Below are 20,234 nucleotides of genomic sequence, written 5' to 3'. Positions count from 1 at the left end.
CCCCGAAGGCGCCAAAAACTGCATGTGAGCGGCAACGGCCTCCGCCCGGCCGTATAAGGCGCAACACGGCGCGCGCGACCAACAGGCTGACTTTTCGCGAGGGCCCGCTCGCGAAGACGAGCCTTCGGCCCTCGAGGGCAGCGAGGACGAGGCCGGCCCGGCGCGCCCGGGCCGACGCATTACGTCCCTGGCTCAAGACCAGCGCCTCTCTGTTCCGGAGCCCGCCGACCCCACAATCTCGGTTGCGCCGCCGATTGTAGATGAACTCGCGGGCAAGTGCGGAGATCCAAATCGCAAGCGGTTCAGTGATCCGTGGTCGAATGCATGTGAGCTTGAGGTCGCCGGCCGGCCCCTGATGTCCGGTCCACCGCATTTCCACATGATCTCGGCTCGGCGAAGTACGGGTTTGACGAGGTCGGGAGGCGTCGCCGTTCGGAACATCGTCCCGGCGCCGGGGTTGGATCCCGATCACCCGAGGGAGCCTCCGATGCAAATCCAACCAATGATCAGCACCCACCCCGACGTACGCGGCAGCGTGAACGACAGCCTCATTCGCGCGATCGAAGCGGGCTACGGCTGCGCCGCCGTATGCCGCATCTGCGCTGACGCCTGCCTGGCCGAGGAGATGGTCAGGGACCTGACCCAGTGCATCCGGCTCGATCTCGACTGCGCCGATGTCTGTCTGGCTACGGCCGGGCTCGCCGTGCGGCGCGCCGGCAGCAACGAGGCCTTGATCAAGCGCATGCTCGAGACCTGCGCCGAGGCTTGCGCCGACTGCGCCATCGAGTGCGAGAAGCACGCCGAGATGCACGAGCATTGCCGTATCTGCGCCGAAGAATGCCGGCGTTGCGAAGATGCTTGCCGCGAGGCGGCCGCGTCGATCAGGCCTTCACGGCACTGAGGCTGACCGCTGTCATCGGCACAGGGTCGTAGCTTCGACGCTAGCTCGAGCCCAGCTCATCAATCACCGGGCACCTAACCCGTCCGCCTTCACTGCAGTCGGCCACAGCCTGCCTCAGCACTTTCCGTAGCCTCTGCAGATCCTCGATCTTGGCGTCCACGCTGGCGATGTGGTCTTGGGCCATGTCGCGGACTTCGCAGCACGCCTGAACGCCCGGCTCGCTCAGCGCGATCAGGCGCCGAATGGCGTCGATGCCGAAGCCCAGTTCGCGCGACCGGCGGATGAAGCGCAGACGCTGGGCGTGTTCCGGCTCATAGCTGCGGTGGCCGCCCTCGGTCCGGGCCGGCGCGGGCATCAGCCCGATACGTTCGTAGTAGCGCACCGTTTCCAGGTTCACCCCGGCGCTGTCAGCGAGGCGCCCGATCGTCAAACTTCGTGCGGACATGGCTCTTGATCCCGTAGCGGCTACGGGTTGTAGCCTGTAGCAGAAATCGAACGGGAGGTCCTATGGCCATCGATTACGACCGGCCCCGCATGCCCGAGGTCGCCATCAGCGCCTCGGCCGCCCTCGGCGGTGTCGCCTCGGTGTTCGCCTGGGCCGCGTGCTGCGTGTTGCCTCTGGCTCTGTCCGTGGCGGGCGTATCCTTCGCCGGCGCCGCGGTCATCGCGGGTGCGCGGAACTGGCTGACGCTTCTGGCCGCCGTCATCCTGGCCGCGGGCTGGCTGCTGCATTGGCGTCGCCTGCGGATGTGTCGGAAAGACGGGGCCTGCCGCCACCCTTCGCGGCTCGCCTTCTGGCTGCTGGTGATCGCCAGTCTGCTGATCGTCCTTTCCATGGCCTGGCAGCCGTACATCGAGCCGTGGGTCATGCCGCGACTGGCGGCCATGCGATGACCCGGGCCATCGTTCTAGACTCGACGCTGACCTGCCCGGATTGCGGTCATGTTGCGACGGAGACCATGCCCACCGACGCCTGCATCTGGTTTTACGATTGTCTCGGCTGCGGCGTGAAGCTGAAGCCCCTACCCGGCGACTGCTGCGTGTTCTGCTCCTATGCCGACGTGCCGTGTCCGCCGATCCAGGTAGATGGCAAGGGGTGTTGCAGCTAGGCTACGGCGGCATTGCTGCATTCCCGGAGTTCGCCGTGACCGACCACGCCACGCCCAACCTACCGTCGCGGGATTTCGAAGTTACGTCCCAGTTCTACACTCGACTGGGCTTCGACCAGGACTGGCGCGACAAAGGCTGGATGATCCTGAAAAGAGGCGGTTTGACGCTGGAGTTCTTCCCGCATCCGGACGTGGATCCGCTGACCAGCAACTTCGGCTGCTGCCTGCGGCTGGACGACCTGGACGGGTTTTACGCAGGGTGCGTCGTTTCAGGATTGCCGGAAACCAGCTGGGGCCACCCCCGCCTGCACGCGCCGAAGCTTGAGGAGTCGGGACTGCGGATCGGCGCGCTCATCGACCCGGACGGAAACTTGATCCGCCTTATCCAGAACTGAGGCGTCCGGCGGCTCCCCCACGGGAAACCGCCGGAAACCATCGATGCGACGATCAGTTGTGGTCGGCGTGGCCCTGAGGCGCGGGCGTATCCGACGGCGCCGGGGCGGGCGGCGTCGGCTCGGGCGGGGCGGGCTCGGTCTTCATCTCGTCGCAGCAGCTCATGGCGGCGTCCGCGGCCATGTCCTTGCAGCACTCGCAGCCCTCGGCGGCGAGGGCCGCGCCGGCGCTCAGGGTCACGATCGCGCCGGCGGCGGCCAGCAGGTTGGAAACTTTCATCGTCGTTCTCCTAGTGAATCATGAAGCTGACGGAGCCGGACATCTTGTGACCGTCCGGGCCTTCGGCGGTCCAGGCGGCAGTGTAGGTGCCCGGCGCGAGGCGCGGAAGAGCCACGCCGACGGTGGCGGCGGCCGGTGCGGCGGGGACAGTGACGTCGACCGGAGCCTGCCCCTCGGCGGAGAGGGCGACGGTCTTGAGGACCATGGCGTGGGGGAAGGTGACGCTGAACCGCTCGGGCGACCCCTGGGTCATCGCGCCATTCGCAGGGACGGTCGTGATGCCAGATTGGGGCACAGCGGCCTGGGCCGGCATAGCGTGACCCGCATGCGGGTCCTGGGCGGCGGCGGCGCCAGCGAACGCGAGGGCGGCGGTGACAACGAGAGTGCGGATCATCATGGGGTGGTCTCCTTCGGTTAGAACCAGGCCTTGAGGCCGACGACGAAGCGGGTGTCGTCGGTCTCGCCGCCTCGGGCCTCGATGTAGTCGGCGGTATCGCCGAACGCGCGGCTCCACTCGATGCCGACATAGGGGGCGAACTCCTTGCGGAATTCGTAGCGCAGTCGCAGGCCCGCCTCGATCGAGGACAGGCCCGAACCGATCTCCAGTTCCGGAATGTCGCTGGCTGAAGCGTCGATTTCGAGGCGGGGCTGAAGGATCAGGCGCTGGGTGATGCGCTGGTCGTATTCGGCCTCGACGCGGGCGGTCAGGTCGCCGTCGGTCGACAGGAAGGCGGCGGCGTCGACTTCCCACCAATGGGGCGCCAGGCCCTGCAGGCCGAGGACCAGATGCGTGGTGTCCTCGCCGTCGGGCCGGAAGTCCTGACGCACGCCGGCCTGAACGTCCCAGAAGGGCGTGACCGCGCGGCTGTAGAGCGCCTGGACTTCAGCCTCCTCGAGCTCGCCGCCGAAGTCGCCTTCGCCCTCGGACTTCCACCAGAAGCGATTGATGTCGCCGCCCGTCCAGCCCTGGACGTCCCAGAGGTAGGTCTCGCCGTCGTCGCCGAAGCCGGCTTCGAGGCGATCGAGAATGACGGCCGTGGTGCGGACGTCGCCGTTTTCGTGAATCAGGGTCCGGCGAGAGGCGGCCATGGCCTCGGCGCCGAAGACGAGATCGGCGGCGTGGGCAGGGCCGGCCAGGGCGGCGGCCGGGAGCGGGTCCTCCGGAGGACGGCCGGGATTGTCGGCGCTGGTCGCCACATCGGGCGGCCCCATGCTCATGGTCGACATGTCATGCCCGGCGTGAGGGTCGGTCTGCGCGGGCGACATGGCCGACATGTCGTGGCCCGCGTGCGGATCAGCCTGGCCGGGCGTCGCCGCCGGCATCTGGTGTCCCGCGTGCGGGTCTACGGGCGCGGGCTGCGCCGGCATCTGGTGGCCTGCATGCGGATCCGCGGCGGGCGGCGTCTGCGCGGGCGGCATGACGTGACCGGCGTGCGGATCCTGCGCCGGTCGGGCCGGCGCCTGTGGCGTGGGCCGCGGTGCTGGCGCGGGGCGTGTCGGCGCCGCGGTCGCCGGCATAGTGTGGCCCGTGTGAGTGTCCTGGGCCTGGGCGCTGAAGGCGCTGACGGCGAGCACCAGCGGGGCGAGGGCGACGGCGAGGCGGCTCATGACGCGGCTCCGTCCATGGGCCGCACCGTCACAACATTGAACATGCCGGCGTGCATGTGCATCAGCATGTGGCAGTGGAAGGCCCAGTCGCCGGGCGCGTCGGCGGTCAGATCGAAGGTCACCTTGCCGCCGGGCGCGACGTTGACCGTATGCTTGAGGGGCTGGTGACCGGTGGGTCCGCCGGTCACCAGTTCAAAGAAATGACCATGCAGATGGATCGGGTGGGCCATCATGGTGTCGTTGACCAGGGTCACCCGCACCCGCTCGTTGCGCTCGAAGCGGATCGGTTCGACCAGTTCGCTGAACTTTCGGCCGTCGAAGCCCCACATGAACCGCTCCATGTTGCCTGTCAGGTGGATCTCCATCGTCCGAGACGGGGGGCGCGGGTCCTTGTTCGGCTGGAGCGACACCAGGTCGGTGTAGACGAGGACGCGATGATCGACTGTAGTGAGACCGATCGGACGCTCACCCAGACGGTTGGCGGGATCCATGGCGATCGCATCGACGCCGACGCCCACCGCCATGTCGGGCGGAGCGTTCTCGGGATCGCGCATGTTCATGCCCGACATGGACATCCCGGCCATCTCGCCGGCCGCGGGCGCGTTCTGGGCCGGAGCCGCGTGGTCCATGCCGGCCATCGCGCCATGATCCATACCGGACATGTCGGCCATCGCGCCGTGATCCATTCCGCCCATGCCCATGTCGCGCATGGTGAGGTTCGGGACCTCTCGCAGGGGAGGGACCTCGGCGGTCATGCCCAGGCGCGGCGCCAGGGTCGCCCGGCCCATGCCGGACCGGTCGATGGCTTCGGAGACGATGGTGTAGGCGCGGTCCTCGGTCGGCTGGACGATGACGTCGTAGGTCTCGGCGACCGAAATCTGGAACTCGTCCGTCTCGACCGGGCGCACGTTCTCGCCGTCGGCCTGCACCACGGTCATCGGCAAGCCCGGGATGCGAACGTTGAAGATGGACATGGCCGACGCGTTGATGATGCGCAGCCGCACCCGCTCGCCGGGCCGGAACAGGCCGGTCCAGTTCTCCTGCGGTCCATGGCCGTTGATCAGATAGGTGTAGGTCGACCCGCTGACGTCGAGGATGTCGCGCGGGTCCATCCGCATCTGGCCCCACATGCGCCGTTCCTCCAGGCTCATGCGGTCGCTGCCGTCCATGAGCCCCGCCAGCGTGGTGCGCTGCTGGTTGAAGTAACCCGGGCTCTTCTTCAGCTTGGCCAGGATTTCGTGCGGATGCATGAAACTCCAGTCCGACAGGACCAGCACATGCTCGCGGTCGTAGGCGACCGGATCGGCGCCCGCCGGGTCGATCACGATTGGGCCGTAGTGACCCATCGCCTCCTGTAGGCCAGAGTGACTGTGATACCAGAAGGTGCCCGACTGCTTGATCGGGAACTCGTAGACGAAGGTCTCACGGGCCTTGATGCCGGGGAAGCTGATGCCAGGAACACCATCCATCTGGAACGGGACGAGCAGGCCGTGCCAGTGGATTGAGGTGTCCTCGTCCAGCGTATTGGTCACCGCTAGCCGGACGTTCTGGCCTTCTCTAAGGCGTAGCAGCGGCGCCGGCAGAACGCCGTTGATGGTCACCGCATGGCCGGTGCGGCCGCCCACGGTGAAGGGCGTGTGTCCGACGGTCAGGTCGATGTTCGGTCCCGTCAGCGTCGGAAGATCCGCCCGCAGTCCCGCCGATCCGGTTTGCGCCCAGGCGGGGAGCAGACCCTGCAGGCCCAGCAGCCCGCCGCCGGCGGCTGCGCCACGGAGAAGCGTTCGGCGATCGAGGCGGGGCGTGGACATAGGCGAGAAATTCCTTGGTCGGGCTATTCAGCCGTTCGTTCAGATACGCGGCCGGGCGGCGTATCCCTCGCGTCAGGATGCCGCAGACGTCGGGATTGCAGCTTGTGCATCTTCCCATCAGGGCAAGGTCAAGCGTTTCCGCCGGAAGCCTGGCCCAGAGCCGCCGTCAAGGTCTTGCGGGCGCGGGCGACGCGGGTCTCGACCGCCTTGGGCGTAATGCCGAGGATCGAGGCGATCTCGGCGTGAGACCGTCCCTCGAGCGTGGCGAGCAGAAGCGGCCCCTTCAGGGCGTCGGGAAGGTCCCGCAAGGCGCGTTGCAGAGCTTGGGCCCTGCGCTGATCGTCCAGCCGGGTCTCGGGTGAGGGCGCATCGTCGCCCACCGCCGCCGCCTCGGGCGCTTCCAGGCCCATGACGCCGCGCACGACCCGGCGCACCGCGCGCCGCCGACCCCAATCGCGACATTTGTTGAGAGCGATGGAGCGCAGCCAGACGTCGAACGGCCGCGCCGGATCATACCGCCGCAGGGCGAGCCAGGCGGACGCATAGCTTTCCTGAAGCACGTCATGCGCTTCGGACTCATCGCCGACATAGCGGCGCACGAACCGGTAGAGATCTGCCTTTGTGGCGGCCATCAAGGCGGTGAAGGCGGCCCGGTCTCCGGTCGCCGCACGGGCCTCGATGCTCTGCTCGGCACCCACGCGCGCCGCTTAGCCGGCGTCGTCGTGCAGGGCCTCGACGACCGCGGCGTCGAACACCTCGGCCTGCGCCGGGGTCAGGACGGATCGCATCTCGAACACATGGGTGATTGTCGCCTTCTGCAGATCGCCCATGGCGGCGTGGAAATGATCGACCGCGGCCTGGACCTGGGGCGTGTCGCCGTCACTGGCGGCGATGGCGGCCGCCAGTTCGCGATTGGCCGCGCGCACTTCCGCTTCGAGCGCCGGCCGCAGAGCGGCGAACCGGGCTTCGACCACGTCGAGCCGTCGATCCTGCTCAGGGCTCAGGTCGAGTTTCTCATGGACGACGCTGTGCAGGCTTGGCGGCTGCCGCTCCCGCATGACCCAGGTCGCGCTCGCCCAGGTCGCCGCGCCGCTGGCCAGCGCGGCCAGGATGGCCGTGATAACGATCGACTTCCAGGCGGCCCTCATCCCCGAACGTCCAGGCCGGAGAGAGGCGACAAGCCCGCCGAGACCGTGAAAATCCGCATCTCGGACGGCTCCGGCCGTGGAGCCATGAGCATCAGCCCTCCGTTCGCGACGCCAATCACCAGAGCGAGCGCAACGGCGGCGACCCGAACCTGACCCATGCGGGCACGCTCCCTGCGTTCGCCGATCCGCACCCAGACCGCGTCTTCCATGCCGACCAGCCGGCCGGCGTCGCCCGGCCCGACCGCTGCGATCAACTCATTCATGTCGTCAGTCATTGCGCACCTGCGTCACGCCCCACTTGCCATACGCGCCGGCCTTCCGGTCCCCTCACGAGGGGACGAGCCGTCGCCCGCGTAGATACCAGAGACGACCGGGACGCGCCCTGTCGTCCGGGGAAAAGACGTGAGCGACAGAGCAGGGCCCAGGCGGGTTCCATTCCCCGACGTGCTCGATCCGCTCACGGGCGTGAGGTTCTTTCTCGCCCTCGGCGTCGTGCTGTTCCACTTCCAGCTCTACTGGACCCTCCCGGCGGAGAGCGCGGGCTTGTTGAACCGCGCGCGCCTGGGCGTGGATGTCTTCTTCATCCTGTCGGGCTTCATCCTGACCCACGTCTACCTGCAGGGAGACCGGGCCCCGAACTACGGTCGATTCCTGGCGGCGCGCCTGGCCCGGATCTATCCGGCTCACCTGTTCATCCTCCTGGCCATGCTTGGGCTGGTGCTGATCGCGCCGGTGTTCGGCGTCGGGCTGGAGCCTGGCCGGTTTAATCCCGTCGACTTCGCGGGCACCCTTCTGCTCGTACAGGCGTGGTTCCCGCGCGAGAGCATGGCGCTCTGGAACGGACCGGCCTGGTCGCTGTCGGCGGAGTGGTTCGCCTATCTGGCCTTCCCCGCCTATGCCGCCCTCGCGCTCCGGCTGCGGGCCAGGCCGTGGGTCCTGATTGCACTCGCCATGCTGTTTTTCGTCGCTTTGGACGCCTTCTACCGCGCCTGGTTCGGCCGGATGCTGCCTCGCGCCGAGGACAGCCTCGGGATCCTGCGCATCATTCCCGAATTCCTCTACGGCATTGGCCTCTACTATCTCGGTCAGCGCTGGACGCCTTCGCCGCGAATGTCCCTCATGGGCGCCCTGGTCGCCACGACCCTGCTGCTGACGCTCATGCAGATCGGCGCCGACGACCGGGTCATCGTGGCGGCGGCCGGTCCCTTCATCCTGTCGCTCGCCCTGTTGGCCAAGGCTCCGGTCCGGACCTTCCTGTCTCACCCCGTCCTTCTGTTCGCCGGCGAAGCGTCGTTCGCCCTCTATCTCGTCCACATCCCCATCCTGATGGTGTGGCGCAATGCGGCGCAGGCGTTCTCCGGCTGGGGTGCGGACTATCGAATGGGCCTGGTCGAACTGGCCGCCATGCTTGTGTTGACGCTCGCCGCCGCGGCCGCCATCCATGTCTTCGTCGAGCAGCCTGGCCGACGGTGGTTGCGGGCGCGGCTGGCGCCGCAGCGCGCCGACCCTGTCGAGGCGCAGCGATCCGTCCACAGCGATCAGGGAGAACCCTTTTGAATCCCGCCAATCTGAACCGTCGTCTACTCATGGGCGCGGCCGTCTTCATCGGCATGGGCGGGTCCGCCTGCGCCCAGACCCGTCCGTCCAGAAACCTCACGGTCTTCAAGACGCCCACCTGCGCCTGCTGCGACGCCTGGATCGCGCACATGCGCCAGGCGGGCTTCACCACCACCATCACCGTCCTTCCAAGCCTTCAATCGGTCCGGAGCAACCGGGGCATGCCGGACGCGCTCGCCTCCTGTCATACCGGTCTGATCGATGGCTATCTGGTCGAGGGTCATGTGCCGGCCCCGGACGTCATTCGACTGCTGACCGAGAGACCGGCGGCGGTGGGCGTCGCGGTCCCGGGCATGCCGCTCGGTTCGCCCGGCATGGAGACGCCGCAGGGGCGCAAGGAGCCCTACGACACCCTGCTGGTGCTTCGCTCGGGCGCGACCCGCGTGTTCGCCCGCCACAACCCGCCGGCCTGACGCAGATCGCGCTCAGCCCGTTCAGATCACCCACAATCCGGAGTTCGCCATGTCCCGCACCTCTCTCGCCCTCGTCCTGTCGCTCGCCGTTCTTTCGGCGACACCCGCCTTCGCCCAGGACCACGCCCACGGGCATGCCCAAGCCGCCGGCTCGGTCGCCGCGGAAGCTGCGGACGCGGCGGCGGCCGTCGACGCCTTTCACGTCGCCCTGAAGGCCGGCGACACGAACGTCGCCCTGGCAATTATGGCGCCGGATGTGATGATCTTCGAGGAGGGTGGCGCGGAGCGATCGCGCGACGAGTATGCGTCCCATCACCTGGGCTCGGACGCCGCCTTCGCCGCCGCCTCTGAAGCGACGGTGACGCGCAGATCGGGATGGGCCGACGGGGACATCGCCTGGATCACCAGCGAAGGCCGCACCACGGGCCAATTCAACGGCCGCGCCGTAGACCGCCTGACGACCGAAACCATGGTCCTCAAACGCCATGCCGACGGCTGGCGCATCCACCACATTCACTGGTCGTCGCGCGCGCCCGGCTGACGCTCAGGCCCGCGCCAGCGGGTCGCCGGCCCTGCGACGTCGGTGAGGAACATCGGGAAGACGCCCGCCCTCGCGGGCGGGCGTCCCCGATAATACGATCAGCAGCAGGTGCAGGCTTCCGCGCAGGCTGCGATAGCGTCGCAGCAAGCGCATACGGCCTGCGCCACGGCGTCCGGCGCGGCCGCGAAGGCGGCTGAACCGGAAGCCAGCAGCACCAGGGCTGCGAGGGTGAGAGTGCGTTTCATGGTTTTGATCTCTGTTTGATTGAATGAGTCCGGTCATCTTCAACAGGATCAGCGTCGTGGGGGCGGGTCGTCCGCCTCCACGGTGAAATCGGCATGCCGCGCATCAAGGGATGGATAGAGGACAGACGCATAGACCCGTGCGGGGGTGGATTCACCGCCCTGGGGGACAAGGCCCTGGCAGATGGCCAGACACGCCTTATGGCACGAGATCCTGACGGTCTTCGGCTCGCACGGGACGCCGTCGCCGCTCATCGACATGGACGCCATATCCTGATCGACCGGAGCTTCGCAGGCGATCGAAGCGGTGGACACGAACAGCACGGCAAACGCCGCGAGCAGCGCGGTCGTCAGTCGGAGGAGGTCATGACGCAGGAACGGCATTGTCTGATCATACTTCAACGGTCGGCGGAGCGACGATCTCATTTTGATCATCGCAATCGAGCCTACAGAGACGCCGGGGGCGGCAGGGTTCCCATGACCGCCACGACGCCAATCAGGGCGAGTCCCAGACCCGTTTCGATCAACAGGCTGCGCCGGAGAGCGCTCATGGCGGCGACGGAGGGTTGGCCCGTCTCCAGCGCATAGCCCAGTGTCGGCGTCAGCCGGAACCGGTTGCTCGCCGCCAGCGCAAGCATCAAACCGAAGAGGACGAGCTTGGCGACCAGAAGCTGGCCGTAGAGGTTGCCCGCGATCGACGCCACGCGCTCGGGACCGATCAGGAACCAGCTGTTCACGAGACCGGTCAGCACCAGCAACAGGACCGCGAGCGTTCCAAGGCCGGCGAAGCCATGCAGGGCGCGATGGATTGCAAAGTCGTCCGGACCGGCTCGGCGCAGAAGCAGGGCCGTCAACGCCGCCAGGGCGCCCAGCCACAAGGCCGCTGCCACCGCGTGAATGATGTTGGCGACAAGATGGATGGGCCCGCCCGGACCCTCGGTGGCCGCGCCGTGACCCGTCCATGCGAAGCTGGCGGCCACGATCAGACCCAAGGCGGCCGTCACGCTCCAGAGCGCGCGACCGGGTTTCAGGGCGACCAAGGCGACAAGCCCAAGCAAGGCGGCGGCGGCCCGCACGACCATCGCCATGCCCAGGGCCGTGCCGGTGACCATAAAGGACAGAGACGCGGGTTTCACGGCTTCGCTCAGCGACCCCGCCATGACGGCAGTCTGGGCCACCAGGGCGGCGAGCGAGCCGAGCGCGACGATGATCGCCGCGAGGCGCAATGTCGGTCGCGACCATTCCAGGTTCGGCGCGTCGGCGTATTTAAAGCTGTAGAGAAGGAACAGCGGCGCGCCGAGAAGGACGACGCCGCCACCGTATTGAAGCCAACGAAGCGCGATGACCGCGACTTCCAGCACGGCGTCAGCGCACCGTGAAGGTGTAGGATCCCGTCATGCGGTGGCCGTCGCTCGAGGCGATACGCCAGTCGACACGATAGGCGCCGGCGGCCAGCGGGCGAGCCAGCGCGCCCGTGAGGGTCCTGCCGTCCTCGGCCACCGAGGTGCGGATCGCGATCTTCTCCCCCGCCGCATTGACGACGTCGAAGCCGGAAAAGGCGGGAACGCTGCGTTCGCTGAAGGTCAGGGTCAGCGTCCGGGTCGCGGCCACGGTGGAGTCGGGCGCCGGGGTGGCGCTGACCAGGCGAGCGTGGGCCGCCGCCGGTCCGGCGGCGAAGGCCACGACCGCCGCGACGGCGATGAAGGGCGCGGGGTGGAAGTAACGCATACTCAGTCTCCAGACGTTTGGCCGGTCCCGGCCTTCTGCTTCTCTACGCGCCACACGACGGCGTCCCTCATGAAGAGGAAGCGGGGGGCGGCTGAGGCCTTCCCCCGCACGCCGGGGTCAGCGGCGACGCTTCTCGAGGAGCGCCTGCATCTGGGCGATCTCCGCCTGTTGACCACGCACGATGCCGTCGCACAAAGCGATGATCTCCGGATCTGTCAGGGAGGCTTGCTCGCACATCAACACGGCCCCGGAATGGTGCGGGATCATCGATCGCAGGAATTCGTCGTCGCCAACGAACGCCTGGGTGCGCATGCCGATGAAGCTGCCGACGAAGATCACGGCCGCGACCGCGCCAATGGCCAGGTTTGTTTTGCGCGACGGGTACATGGACCGCATGAAGACGAGCATGAGGACCGCCATCGGCGCGACCATCATCAGGGTCATGTAGACGTTGTTCAGGTTGAGATAGAAGTGACCGAGCGTGGCGATCATCGTGTACATGACCAGGTACATGATGACGAAGTCGAGCGCCAACTCCAGGTACAGGCTTCGGTAAGGGCCAAGTCCACGAGCGTTGCCTTGACCGCCGTGGTCCATCTGTTGATGAGACATCGTCCGTATCCTCTTCAGAAATTTCAGTTCGTCATCGCCTGCCGCTGCGAATGCTTGGAGACTGCGGTCAGCGTCTAAATCAATCCGGCCCGTCACAGCCGGTTCCTCCCTTAGGTGGGTGGGCGGACTGTTGATTGCCTATCTTGGCTAAAGCCTCACCGCGCGCAGTCTCAGCGCATTGCCGATGACGCTGACCGAGGAGAGCGCCATTGCGAGCGCCGCAAGGGCAGGCGAGAGAAGCCAGCCGAAGACGGGATAAAGCAGGCCAGCCGCCACGGGGATGCCAAGGGCGTTGTAGCCGAAGGCGAAAACGAGGTTCTGGCGGATGTTGCCCATCACCGCACGGGACAGATGCCGTGCGCGCACGATGCCTTGCAGATCACCGCCCAGCAGCGTGACGCCGGCGCTCTCGATGGCGACGTCCGAACCCGCCCCCATGGCGACGCCGACATCGGCTGCGGCGAGGGCAGGGGCATCGTTGACGCCATCCCCCGCCATGGCGACGATCCGACCCTGCGAACGAAGCTGTTGAACGACAGACGCCTTATCCTGCGGCAAAACCTCCGCCTGGACTTCGTCGATGCCGAGGCGCCGCGCGACCGCTTCGGCCGTCGTCCGGTTGTCCCCGGTCATCATCACCAGCCGCAGACCGGCCGCTTTCAGCGCGAGGATCGCAGCCGGCGTGGTGGCCTTGATGGGATCGGCGATGCCGATGACCCCGGCCGCCTTTCCGTCGATCGCCACGAATATGGCGGTGGCGCCGTCGTGGCGAAGGGCCTCCGCCTTCGGCTCCAGCGCGGAGACGTCGATCGAAAGCTCGCCGAGAAAACGGGTGTTGCCCAGGGCGACCTGGCGGCCCTCAATCGTCCCGCGAACGCCGCGACCGACCGGGCTGTCGAAGTCCACGGCCTCGGTAAGGGGGATGTCCCGGTCCTTGGCTGCCCGGACAATCGCGTCGGCCAACGGATGTTCGCTGCCCCGCTCGAGGCTGGCCGAAAGACGCAAGATGTCGGCTTCAACGAAGCCGAGGGCGGGCAGGATCGCCGTTACCGACGGACGGCCCTCCGTCAGGGTGCCGGTCTTGTCCAGAACGAGAGTGTCGACCTTCTCGAAGCGTTCGAGCGCCTCGGCGTTTTTGATCAGGACGCCGGCGTGGGCGCCACGTCCCACCCCGACCATGATCGAGATCGGCGTCGCCAGACCCAACGCACAGGGACAGGCGATGATGAGCACCGAAACGGCGGCGACCAGGGCGTAGGACAAACGGGGCTCGGGACCGACCAGGCCCCAGACGACGGCGGCGAGCAGGGCGATCGCGATCACCGTGGGAACGAACCATCCGGAGACCGTATCGGCCAGCCGCTGGATCGGGGCGCGACTGCGCTGGGCCTGGGCCACCATCTGGACGATCTGCGACAGCAGGGTGTCGGCGCCCACCTTGTCGGCGCGCATGATGAAGGATCCGGTCTTGTTGAGCGCGCCGGCCACGACGCGGTCGCCGACATCCTTGGCCACCGGCATGGACTCGCCGGTCACCATGGATTCGTCGACAGCGACCCGACCCTCCAGGAGTTCGCCATCGACCGGGATCTTCTCTCCGGGCCTTACCCGCAGGCGGTCGCCGACGGCGATCTGGTCAAGCGAGACATCTTCATCGACGCCGTCCGCCCGGATTCGGCGCGCGGTCTTGGGCGTGAGGTCCAGCAGGGCTCGGATCGCGCCCGACGTCTGTTCGCGGGCGCGCAGTTCCAGAATCTGCCCGACGAGGACCAGCACGGTGATGACCGCCGCCGCCTCGAAATACACCGGCGCGCTTCCGTCGGCCTTCAGGAAGGCGGGCGGGAACAGGGTTGGCGCGACGACGGCCACGACGCTGTAAAGCCATGCCACGCCGACCCCCATGGCGATCAGGGTGAACATATTCAGCCGCCGGGTGCGCAGCGATGTCCAGCCGCGCTCGAAGAAGGGCCAGCCGCACCAGAGAACCACGGGGGTCGCCAAAGCGAACTGGATCCAGTTCGACATCTGGCCCGGGATGAACATGTGGAGATTGGCCAGGTGTCCGCCCATTTCCAGGGCGAAGACCGGCAGGGTCAGGACCAGACCAACCCAAAAGCGTCTGGTGAAGTCGATCAGCTCGTGGTTGGGCGGGGCTTCCGCCGTGACCGTCTCCGGCTCAAGCGCCATGCCGCAGATCGGGCAGGAGCCTGGGCCTTCCTGCCGGATCTCGGGGTGCATCGGGCAGGTGTAGATGGCGCCGGGAACGGCCGGCTCGGCCTCCACGCGAGGGTTCAGGTAACGCATCGGATCGCCGATGAATTTGGTCCGGCACCCCGCCGAGCAGAAGAAATAGTCCTGACCGCCATGACTGGCTCGGTGAGCGGTAGTCGTGAGATCGACCGACTTGCCGCAGACGGGATCCTTGACCGTAGCCGCGCCATCCAAGGCCTTCGCCCCGCAGCAGGCGTGACCCGAGGCATGATTGTGAGGATGCGTGGACATGTCGCTCTCTCCGGCTGACCGAAGGGCTCACATATACCCATGGGGGGTATATCGCAAGATACCCGTCTGGGGTATATGGGGGCGCTCAGGAGGACAGGCCGCATGCAAACCGACACGAAACCCAAAGTCCTCAACAGGCTCAGCCGGATCGAAGGCCAGGTGCGGGGAATCTCCCGCATGGTTGAAGATGACCGGTATTGCGTCGACTTGCTGACCCAACTTCAGGCCGTTCGAGCCGCGCTCCATCGCGTGGAGACCGAAGTGCTACGGGATCACCTCGACCACTGCGTCATGGGCGCCATGACCGGCGACGATCCCGAGGATCGCAAGGCCAAGGCCGGCGAGCTGATCGAGCTCTTGGCGCGGGCCGGACGGTAGAGTTGGCGGAACGAATGGGCCCTCCTGGTCGCTAACGTCGGATCCCAAGGAGCCGTCATGAAACGCATCAGCCTCGTCCTCGCCGCCTGCGCCTTGGCTACGGCCTGTTCCCCGCAAGCCGAAGAGCCCGCCGTAGCCGCGCCTGAGGCCGCCGCAGCGGCGGACGCCCATGGCGGAATGGAGGGCGGCATGGCTGCGCCTGCGCCCGGCGACTCCGTCGCCACCCAAGGCTACAAGGCATCGATGAACACGATGATGGAGGCGATGCCTCCCTTCACCGGGGACGCGGACATCGACTTCATGACGCAGATGCGAGGTCACCACGTCGCAGCCGTCTCGATGGCCCGTGTGGAGCTCGCGCAAGGCAAGGACGCCCAAGCGCGGAACCTGGCCCAGGCGGTGATCTCGGCTCAGGAGCGCGAAATCACCCTGATCGACGCCTGGCTCGCCCAGAAGGGAGCGTCAGCGACTCCCGCCGCCTGATCGCGAGATCAGGGCACCGCGTCCGAGGACCAACGGATGTGCGTAATCCGCCATCTGTCGTCCTCGTGGCGAAAGACCGATCGGCCAGTCCCGCCGTCGTCGAAAATCAGGACGCCGTCGGCCGCAAAGCCAGTGCGGCGTTTGCATTCCGGTCGTCGAGCGCGGCATGACAGGCATCGACGACGCTTGTCGCTATCGCCATACGATCGAGCCGGTAAGCTCGACGACGAACATGCGCATGAGATACAGTGTACGTCCGAGTGATGGTGCAAAGTGGCAAGGCGAATCGAACTCGTTGCATTGCATCTCGGTGCTCAGAAAGTCCGATAGACCGCAAAAGATGACGAATTCACGCAAATGTTATTGCTTAGAATTTTCTGAATGTTTTCAGAATACTTCCCGTTTGTCGGTTATTCAATCGGTCCGGCGACCGATATGCGAGAAAAAACCCCAAGCCGATCAGCGGCTTGGGGTAATTTGTGTAATCGAGTGGGAGTGAGGGGCAGTCATAAGGCGCCCCCTGACGAGATGATTGCGGAGTAATGAGCGGAGCATAGCTGCTTGGTTCACATGCCGCGCCCCGTAACCTCACGGTAGTGACGAAGCGACGGGATAGGGAGGCGTCTGTGGGCCGGGCGAAAGGGGATCACGACGTCATCCGCCGGCCCAGCCAGCGGCGCACCCGGCCCACGTACACGGACCACGCCGCGCCGAAGAGGGCCGCCAGGTGTCGTTCCTCGCGCCGGATGGCGAGACGGTCGGTGGCGAAGGCGGCGACGGGGGCGGCCACGAAGAACCAGGCGTTGTCGAACAGGCCCCCGAGGCCGAGCAGAAGCAGCCCGTTCGCGAGATAGATCGGGTTGCGGCTCCAGGCGAACGGACCGGTCGTGACCAGAGCGGTCGCCGCCCGGTGCGGCAAGATGTTGGCGCGCCGCCGCCGCATCTCCAGCATGGCCCAGAGGTCCAGACCAAGGGCGAGCCCGACCAGGAGGCCGCCGGCGGCGAAGGCGCCGGGGAAGAGGGCGGGCGGAGTCCATAGACGCGCCGTGATGAGCGCGACAAGGACGGCGCCGCCCGTGATGAGCGGCGGCCAGGGCCAGCGGTTCGGCGCCTGCGGCGTCACCCGCCGGCCAGCTTGAGAACGCCGCGCAGCAGATAGGCGATCACGCCCAGGACACCCACGCCCAGCACCCAGAGGGCGACGAACCAAAGGCCCTGCCGGAGCCCGTTTCTGGAGTCGCGACGCATCAGTGGTAACCGTCGTCGCCGACCTTGCCCCGGAACACCCAGTAGGCATAGGCGGTGTAGGCCAGGATGATCGGGATCAGGATCAGGGCGCCGACCAGCATGAACAGCTGGCTGGAGGCCGGGGCGGCGGCCTGCCAGAGGGTGATCTCGTCGGGCACGGCGTAGGGGAAGACGCTGACGCCCAGACCCGCGAAGGTGACGGCGAACAGGCCCAGCGACAGCAGGAAGGGCCAGACTTCGCGCTTCTGACGCATGGTCCAGAAGAAGGCGGCCGCGACGATCAGAACGAGCAACGGCACCTGGGCCGTCAGAAGCACGCCGGGCCAGTCGAACCAGCGCCGGGCGTATTCGCCGTCGAGGAAGGGGGTGGCCAGGCTGACCGCGCCGATCATCAGCAGGGTCGCCGGACCCAGTTTCCAGGCTTGCGCGCGGGCGTGGGTCTGGAGCGCGCCTTCCGTCTTCATGTTCAGCCAGGTGGCCCCCAGAAGGGCGTAGCCGACGACGACGGCGGCGCCGGTCAGCAGGCTGAAGGGGCTGAGCCAGTCCCACCAGCCGCCGCCATAGGCGCGGCCCGACACCTCGACCCCCTGCAGGATGGCCCCCAGGGTGACGCCCTGGGAGAAGGCGGCCAGCAGGGAGCCGCCGAAGAAGGCGACGTCCCAGACGGGCTTGGCCCGCACCGTGCGCCAGCGGTATTCGAACGCCACGCCCCGGAAGACCAGGCCCAGCAACATGGCGATGATCGGCGTATAGACCGCCGGCATCAACACGGCGTAGGCGAGGGGAAAGGCGGCGAACAGGCCGCCGCCGCCCAGGATCAGCCAGGTCTCATTGCCGTCCCACACCGGGGCGATCGAGTTCATCGCCTTGTCGCGCTGGTCCCCGGCCTTCAGCGTCGGGAACAGGATGCCGACGCCCAGGTCGAACCCGTCCATGACGATATAGGCGAAGACGGCGAAGGCCAGCAGGCCGGCCCAGACCAGGGTCAGATCAACGCTCATGATCGGTCTCCTCGCCGGTCGGGATGGGGCGGTCCGGGTCGATGGCGGGGGCGGGGGTGATGCCCGCCGTGCGGATCGGGGTTTCCGCCACGCCCGGCTCGTCCCGGTGCGGCGCATGGCTCATCAGACGCAGGATGTAGAAGACCCCGGCGCCAAAGACGGTGAAATAGACCACAGCGAAGGCGGCCAGGGAGGTTGCGACGGCGGGCGCCGCCAGGGGCGCCGCGCTGTCGGCGGTGCGGAGCAGCCCATAGACGGTCCAGGGCTGACGGCCGACCTCGGTGGTGATCCAGCCCGCCAGCACGGCGACGAAGCCCATCGGCCCCATGATCAGGGCGAAGCGGTGCAGCCAGGGCGCATCGTAGAGGCGTTTGCGCAGGCGAGCATAAAGCCCCCAGAGCCCCAGCAGCAGCATGGCCATGCCCAGGCCGACCATGACGCGGAAGGACCAGAAGACGATCTCGACCGGCGGCCAGTCGGCGCGGGCGATGGTGTCCAGACCGGCCAGGGGCGCGTTCGGATCGTGCTTCAGGATCAGGGACGACAGCTTGGGGATCTCGACCGCGCCGTGGACGGTGGCCGCCTCGCGGTCAGGAATGCCGAACAGGATCAGCGGCGCCCCGTCCGGGTGGCTTTCGAAATGGCCTTCCATCGCCATGACCTTGGCGGGCTGATGCTCCAGGGTGTTCAACCCGTGCATGTCGCCGATGAAGATCTGGACCGGGGCGGCGACCAGGATCATGCCCATGGCCATGGCGAACATCTTGCGCGCCCCCTTGTTCGTCCGCTCCTTCATCAGGTGCCAGGCCCCGACCGCGCCGACCACCAGGCCGGTGGTCAGATAGGCCGCCAGCAGCATGTGGGCGAGGCGATAGGGGAAGGAGGGATTGAAGACGATCTTGAACCAGTCGGCCGGTACGAACTGGCCGACCTCGTTGATGGCGTAGCCTTGCGGGGTCTGCATCCAGCTGTTGACCGACAGGATCCAGAGGGCCGAGGCGAAGGTGCCGATCGCGACCATCAGGGTGGCCAGGAAGTGCAGCTTCTTGCCGACGCGGTTCAGGCCGAACAGCATGACGCCCAGGAAACCCGCCTCCAGGAAGAAGGCGCTGAGCACCTCATAGGCCATCAAGGGGCCGATGACCGGTCCGGCCTTGTCGGAGAAGACCGACCAGTTGGTGCCGAACTGGTAGGACATGACCAAACCCGAAACGACGCCCATGCCGAAGGCCACGGCGAAGATCTTCAGCCAGTATTTGAACAGGTTCAGATAGAGGTCTCGCCCCGTCTTCAGCCACAGGGCCTCCAGCACGGCCAGATAGCTGGCGAGGCCAATGGAGAAGGCGGGGAAGACGATATGGAAGGCGACGGTGAAGGCGAACTGCATCCGCGCCAGGATCAGGGCGTCAAGTTCCATGGTGTGGTCTCACCCGATCAGGCCGAGCGCGCCGGCGCTGCGGTAAAGCATATAGAAGGCGACGACGAAGATCAGCCCGGCGAACACTGTGTTCAATAGGCCTTTTTGTCCTGACAGGGCCTTGGCCAGCCGTGCGCCGACCAGACCGCCCAACACCCCGCCGCCGATGAAGACGGCCGCCAGTGGCCAGTCGACCCAGCCGTCCAGGGCGTAGTTGAAGGCCGTCGTCAGGCCGAAGGCCGTCACGCCGACCAGCGACGAGCCGACCGCATAGTAGATGGGCATGCGGGTCGAGACCATCAGGCCAGGGACGATCAGGAAGCCGCCGCCGATGCCGAAGAAGCCGGACATGATCCCTGTCAGGGCGCCGGCTCCCACGAGCTTCGGCGCATTGCCCGGCGTTAGCACCACGTCGGGGTCCCCCGAGGCCGAGCGGCCTCTCAGCATCAGCACCCCGACCACCAGCATCAGCGCGGCGAACAGAGCCAGCAGCTTCTGACCGTCAACCGCCTTGCCCAGGCTGGAGCCGAGAAAGGCGCCGAAGACGCCGGCCAAGGCGAACAGGCCGGCGATCTTCCATTTCACCGTGCCGTGGCGCGCGTGGTTGAGCAGATTGGCGAAGGCGTTGGCCGCGACGGCGAAGGCGCTGGTGCCGATCGCCAGATGCGGATCCTTGACCCCCACAAGATAGACGATCAGCGGCACGGCCAGGATGGACCCGCCACCGCCGACCAGGCCGAGGGTGAAGCCGACCAGCGAGCCGGCGCCGGTGCCGAGGCCGTACTGCAGCGGGGACAGGTCCATGA

Annotated in this window: 28 protein-coding genes; 9 read left to right on the top strand and 19 right to left on the bottom strand. The window is 67.1% G+C overall.

Annotation, left to right across the window (positions count from 1 at the left end):
* Positions 1-502: 502 nt before the first annotated feature.
* Positions 503-901: a four-helix bundle copper-binding protein gene (locus ACW174_RS15675; RefSeq protein WP_008261099.1), complete on the top strand. Its 399-nt coding sequence runs from the start codon at positions 503-505 to the stop codon at positions 899-901.
* 40 nt (positions 902-941) lie between these two features.
* Here the strand turns inward: ACW174_RS15675 and ACW174_RS15670 are convergent, their stop codons facing one another.
* Positions 942-1,346: a MerR family transcriptional regulator gene (locus ACW174_RS15670; RefSeq protein ID WP_040349355.1), complete on the bottom strand. Its 405-nt coding sequence runs from the start codon at positions 1,344-1,346 to the stop codon at positions 942-944.
* A gap of 62 nt (positions 1,347-1,408) precedes the next feature.
* Here ACW174_RS15670 and ACW174_RS15665 point away from each other — a divergent pair, with 62 nt between their 5' ends.
* Genes ACW174_RS15665 through ACW174_RS15655 form a run of 3 tightly spaced genes read left to right on the top strand, consistent with a single transcriptional unit; the run spans position 1,409 to position 2,405 of the window.
* Positions 1,409-1,795: an MFS transporter permease gene (locus tag ACW174_RS15665; protein ID WP_419756323.1), complete on the top strand. Its 387-nt coding sequence runs from the start codon at positions 1,409-1,411 to the stop codon at positions 1,793-1,795.
* Complete coding sequence (locus tag ACW174_RS15660) at positions 1,792-2,010, top strand: GDCCVxC domain-containing (seleno)protein (protein ID WP_083793340.1); 219 nt, start codon at positions 1,792-1,794, stop codon at positions 2,008-2,010. The genes ACW174_RS15665 and ACW174_RS15660 overlap by 4 nt, the downstream gene beginning before the upstream one ends.
* A 35-nt stretch (positions 2,011-2,045) precedes the next feature.
* Positions 2,046-2,405 (top strand): bleomycin resistance protein, encoded by a 360-nt coding sequence (locus ACW174_RS15655; protein ID WP_419756322.1) that lies wholly within the window; start codon positions 2,046-2,048, stop codon positions 2,403-2,405.
* A 52-nt stretch (positions 2,406-2,457) separates the two neighbouring features.
* Here the strand turns inward: ACW174_RS15655 and ACW174_RS15650 are convergent, their stop codons facing one another.
* The 7 genes from ACW174_RS15650 to ACW174_RS15620 all read right to left on the bottom strand — a co-directional run bounded on the left by ACW174_RS15650 (position 2,458) and on the right by ACW174_RS15620 (position 7,521).
* Entirely contained in the window at positions 2,458-2,682 is a 225-nt protein-coding gene (locus tag ACW174_RS15650) for an ammonium transporter family protein (RefSeq protein WP_419756321.1), read from the bottom strand.
* A 10-nt stretch (positions 2,683-2,692) separates the two neighbouring features.
* Entirely contained in the window at positions 2,693-3,079 is a 387-nt protein-coding gene (locus tag ACW174_RS15645; protein WP_278069300.1) for a copper resistance CopC family protein, read from the bottom strand.
* 17 nt (positions 3,080-3,096) lie between these two features.
* Positions 3,097-4,290: a copper resistance protein B gene (locus ACW174_RS15640; protein WP_419756320.1), complete on the bottom strand. Its 1,194-nt coding sequence runs from the start codon at positions 4,288-4,290 to the stop codon at positions 3,097-3,099.
* Entirely contained in the window at positions 4,287-6,098 is a 1,812-nt protein-coding gene (locus ACW174_RS15635; protein WP_008264371.1) for a copper resistance system multicopper oxidase, read from the bottom strand. Before ACW174_RS15635 ends, ACW174_RS15640 begins: the two co-directional genes overlap by 4 nt.
* Positions 6,099-6,226: 128 nt before the next feature.
* The gene (locus ACW174_RS15630) at positions 6,227-6,796 is read right to left on the bottom strand and encodes an RNA polymerase sigma factor (RefSeq protein WP_492015318.1); all 570 of its coding nucleotides are present in this window, start codon (positions 6,794-6,796) and stop codon (positions 6,227-6,229) included.
* A 9-nt stretch (positions 6,797-6,805) separates the two neighbouring features.
* Positions 6,806-7,246, bottom strand: a complete 441-nt coding sequence (locus tag ACW174_RS15625) for a Spy/CpxP family protein refolding chaperone (protein ID WP_425982981.1) — start codon at positions 7,244-7,246, stop codon at positions 6,806-6,808.
* On the bottom strand, positions 7,243-7,521 hold the full coding sequence (locus ACW174_RS15620; RefSeq protein ID WP_040349357.1) for a hypothetical protein: 279 nt from the start codon (positions 7,519-7,521) through the stop codon (positions 7,243-7,245). Before ACW174_RS15620 ends, ACW174_RS15625 begins: the two co-directional genes overlap by 4 nt.
* A 190-nt stretch (positions 7,522-7,711) precedes the next feature.
* Between ACW174_RS15620 and ACW174_RS15615 the strand changes: the two genes are divergently transcribed.
* The 3 genes from ACW174_RS15615 to ACW174_RS15605 are packed head-to-tail and all read left to right on the top strand — an operon-like array spanning position 7,712 to position 9,817.
* Positions 7,712-8,803, top strand: a complete 1,092-nt coding sequence (locus tag ACW174_RS15615) for an acyltransferase family protein (protein WP_240893533.1) — start codon at positions 7,712-7,714, stop codon at positions 8,801-8,803.
* Positions 8,800-9,276, top strand: coding sequence for a DUF411 domain-containing protein (locus ACW174_RS15610; RefSeq protein ID WP_492015317.1), 477 nt, complete (start codon positions 8,800-8,802; stop codon positions 9,274-9,276). Before ACW174_RS15615 ends, ACW174_RS15610 begins: the two co-directional genes overlap by 4 nt.
* A 49-nt stretch (positions 9,277-9,325) precedes the next feature.
* A complete protein-coding gene (locus ACW174_RS15605; protein ID WP_165117299.1) occupies positions 9,326-9,817 on the top strand; it encodes a YybH family protein in 492 nt (163 codons plus the stop codon).
* Positions 9,818-9,915: 98 nt separating this feature from the next.
* Here ACW174_RS15605 and ACW174_RS15600 read toward each other — a convergent pair whose 3' ends face one another.
* The 6 genes from ACW174_RS15600 to ACW174_RS15575 form a co-directional block, all read right to left on the bottom strand.
* Positions 9,916-10,062: a hypothetical protein gene (locus ACW174_RS15600; RefSeq protein ID WP_164952583.1), complete on the bottom strand. Its 147-nt coding sequence runs from the start codon at positions 10,060-10,062 to the stop codon at positions 9,916-9,918.
* Positions 10,063-10,110: 48 nt separating this feature from the next.
* Positions 10,111-10,443: a hypothetical protein gene (locus ACW174_RS15595; protein WP_045811502.1), complete on the bottom strand. Its 333-nt coding sequence runs from the start codon at positions 10,441-10,443 to the stop codon at positions 10,111-10,113.
* 62 nt (positions 10,444-10,505) lie between these two features.
* Positions 10,506-11,420, bottom strand: a complete 915-nt coding sequence (gene copD, locus ACW174_RS15590) for a copper homeostasis membrane protein CopD (RefSeq protein ID WP_166604667.1) — start codon at positions 11,418-11,420, stop codon at positions 10,506-10,508.
* 4 nt (positions 11,421-11,424) lie between these two features.
* Positions 11,425-11,787 (bottom strand): copper homeostasis periplasmic binding protein CopC, encoded by a 363-nt coding sequence (copC, locus tag ACW174_RS15585; RefSeq protein ID WP_066628235.1) that lies wholly within the window; start codon positions 11,785-11,787, stop codon positions 11,425-11,427.
* 117 nt (positions 11,788-11,904) lie between these two features.
* Positions 11,905-12,399, bottom strand: coding sequence for a DUF305 domain-containing protein (locus tag ACW174_RS15580; protein ID WP_228763639.1), 495 nt, complete (start codon positions 12,397-12,399; stop codon positions 11,905-11,907).
* Positions 12,400-12,546: 147 nt separating this feature from the next.
* Positions 12,547-14,901: a heavy metal translocating P-type ATPase gene (locus tag ACW174_RS15575; RefSeq protein WP_492015316.1), complete on the bottom strand. Its 2,355-nt coding sequence runs from the start codon at positions 14,899-14,901 to the stop codon at positions 12,547-12,549.
* A 102-nt stretch (positions 14,902-15,003) separates the two neighbouring features.
* On the opposite strand from ACW174_RS15575, the gene ACW174_RS15570 reads away from it, so the two are divergent.
* Both ACW174_RS15570 and ACW174_RS15565 read left to right on the top strand, forming a co-directional pair.
* A complete protein-coding gene (locus ACW174_RS15570) occupies positions 15,004-15,279 on the top strand; it encodes a metal-sensitive transcriptional regulator (protein WP_040349360.1) in 276 nt (91 codons plus the stop codon).
* A gap of 57 nt (positions 15,280-15,336) precedes the next feature.
* Positions 15,337-15,762: a DUF305 domain-containing protein gene (locus ACW174_RS15565; RefSeq protein ID WP_008259726.1), complete on the top strand. Its 426-nt coding sequence runs from the start codon at positions 15,337-15,339 to the stop codon at positions 15,760-15,762.
* 646 nt (positions 15,763-16,408) lie between these two features.
* On the opposite strand, the gene ACW174_RS15560 is transcribed toward ACW174_RS15565, so the two are convergent.
* The 5 genes from ACW174_RS15560 to ACW174_RS15540 are packed head-to-tail and all read right to left on the bottom strand — an operon-like array spanning position 16,409 to position 20,232.
* Entirely contained in the window at positions 16,409-16,885 is a 477-nt protein-coding gene (locus ACW174_RS15560; RefSeq protein ID WP_008259823.1) for a methyltransferase family protein, read from the bottom strand.
* Positions 16,882-17,010, bottom strand: a complete 129-nt coding sequence (locus tag ACW174_RS15555; protein ID WP_194943540.1) for a DUF2474 domain-containing protein — start codon at positions 17,008-17,010, stop codon at positions 16,882-16,884. The genes ACW174_RS15560 and ACW174_RS15555 overlap by 4 nt, the downstream gene beginning before the upstream one ends.
* The gene (gene cydB, locus ACW174_RS15550) at positions 17,010-18,011 is read right to left on the bottom strand and encodes a cytochrome d ubiquinol oxidase subunit II (RefSeq protein WP_008259839.1); all 1,002 of its coding nucleotides are present in this window, start codon (positions 18,009-18,011) and stop codon (positions 17,010-17,012) included. The genes ACW174_RS15555 and cydB overlap by 1 nt, the downstream gene beginning before the upstream one ends.
* Entirely contained in the window at positions 18,001-19,428 is a 1,428-nt protein-coding gene (locus ACW174_RS15545) for a cytochrome ubiquinol oxidase subunit I (protein WP_492015315.1), read from the bottom strand. The genes cydB and ACW174_RS15545 overlap by 11 nt, the downstream gene beginning before the upstream one ends.
* 9 nt (positions 19,429-19,437) lie before the next feature.
* Positions 19,438-20,232 (bottom strand): sulfite exporter TauE/SafE family protein, encoded by a 795-nt coding sequence (locus tag ACW174_RS15540; RefSeq protein WP_492015314.1) that lies wholly within the window; start codon positions 20,230-20,232, stop codon positions 19,438-19,440.
* Positions 20,233-20,234: the final 2 nt, after the last annotated feature.

The sequence above is a fragment of the Brevundimonas sp. AVps31 genome, assembly GCF_058681355.1.
The sequence above is the reverse complement of the archived record's forward strand: the minus strand, read 5'-3'. Positions and strand labels throughout refer to the sequence as shown.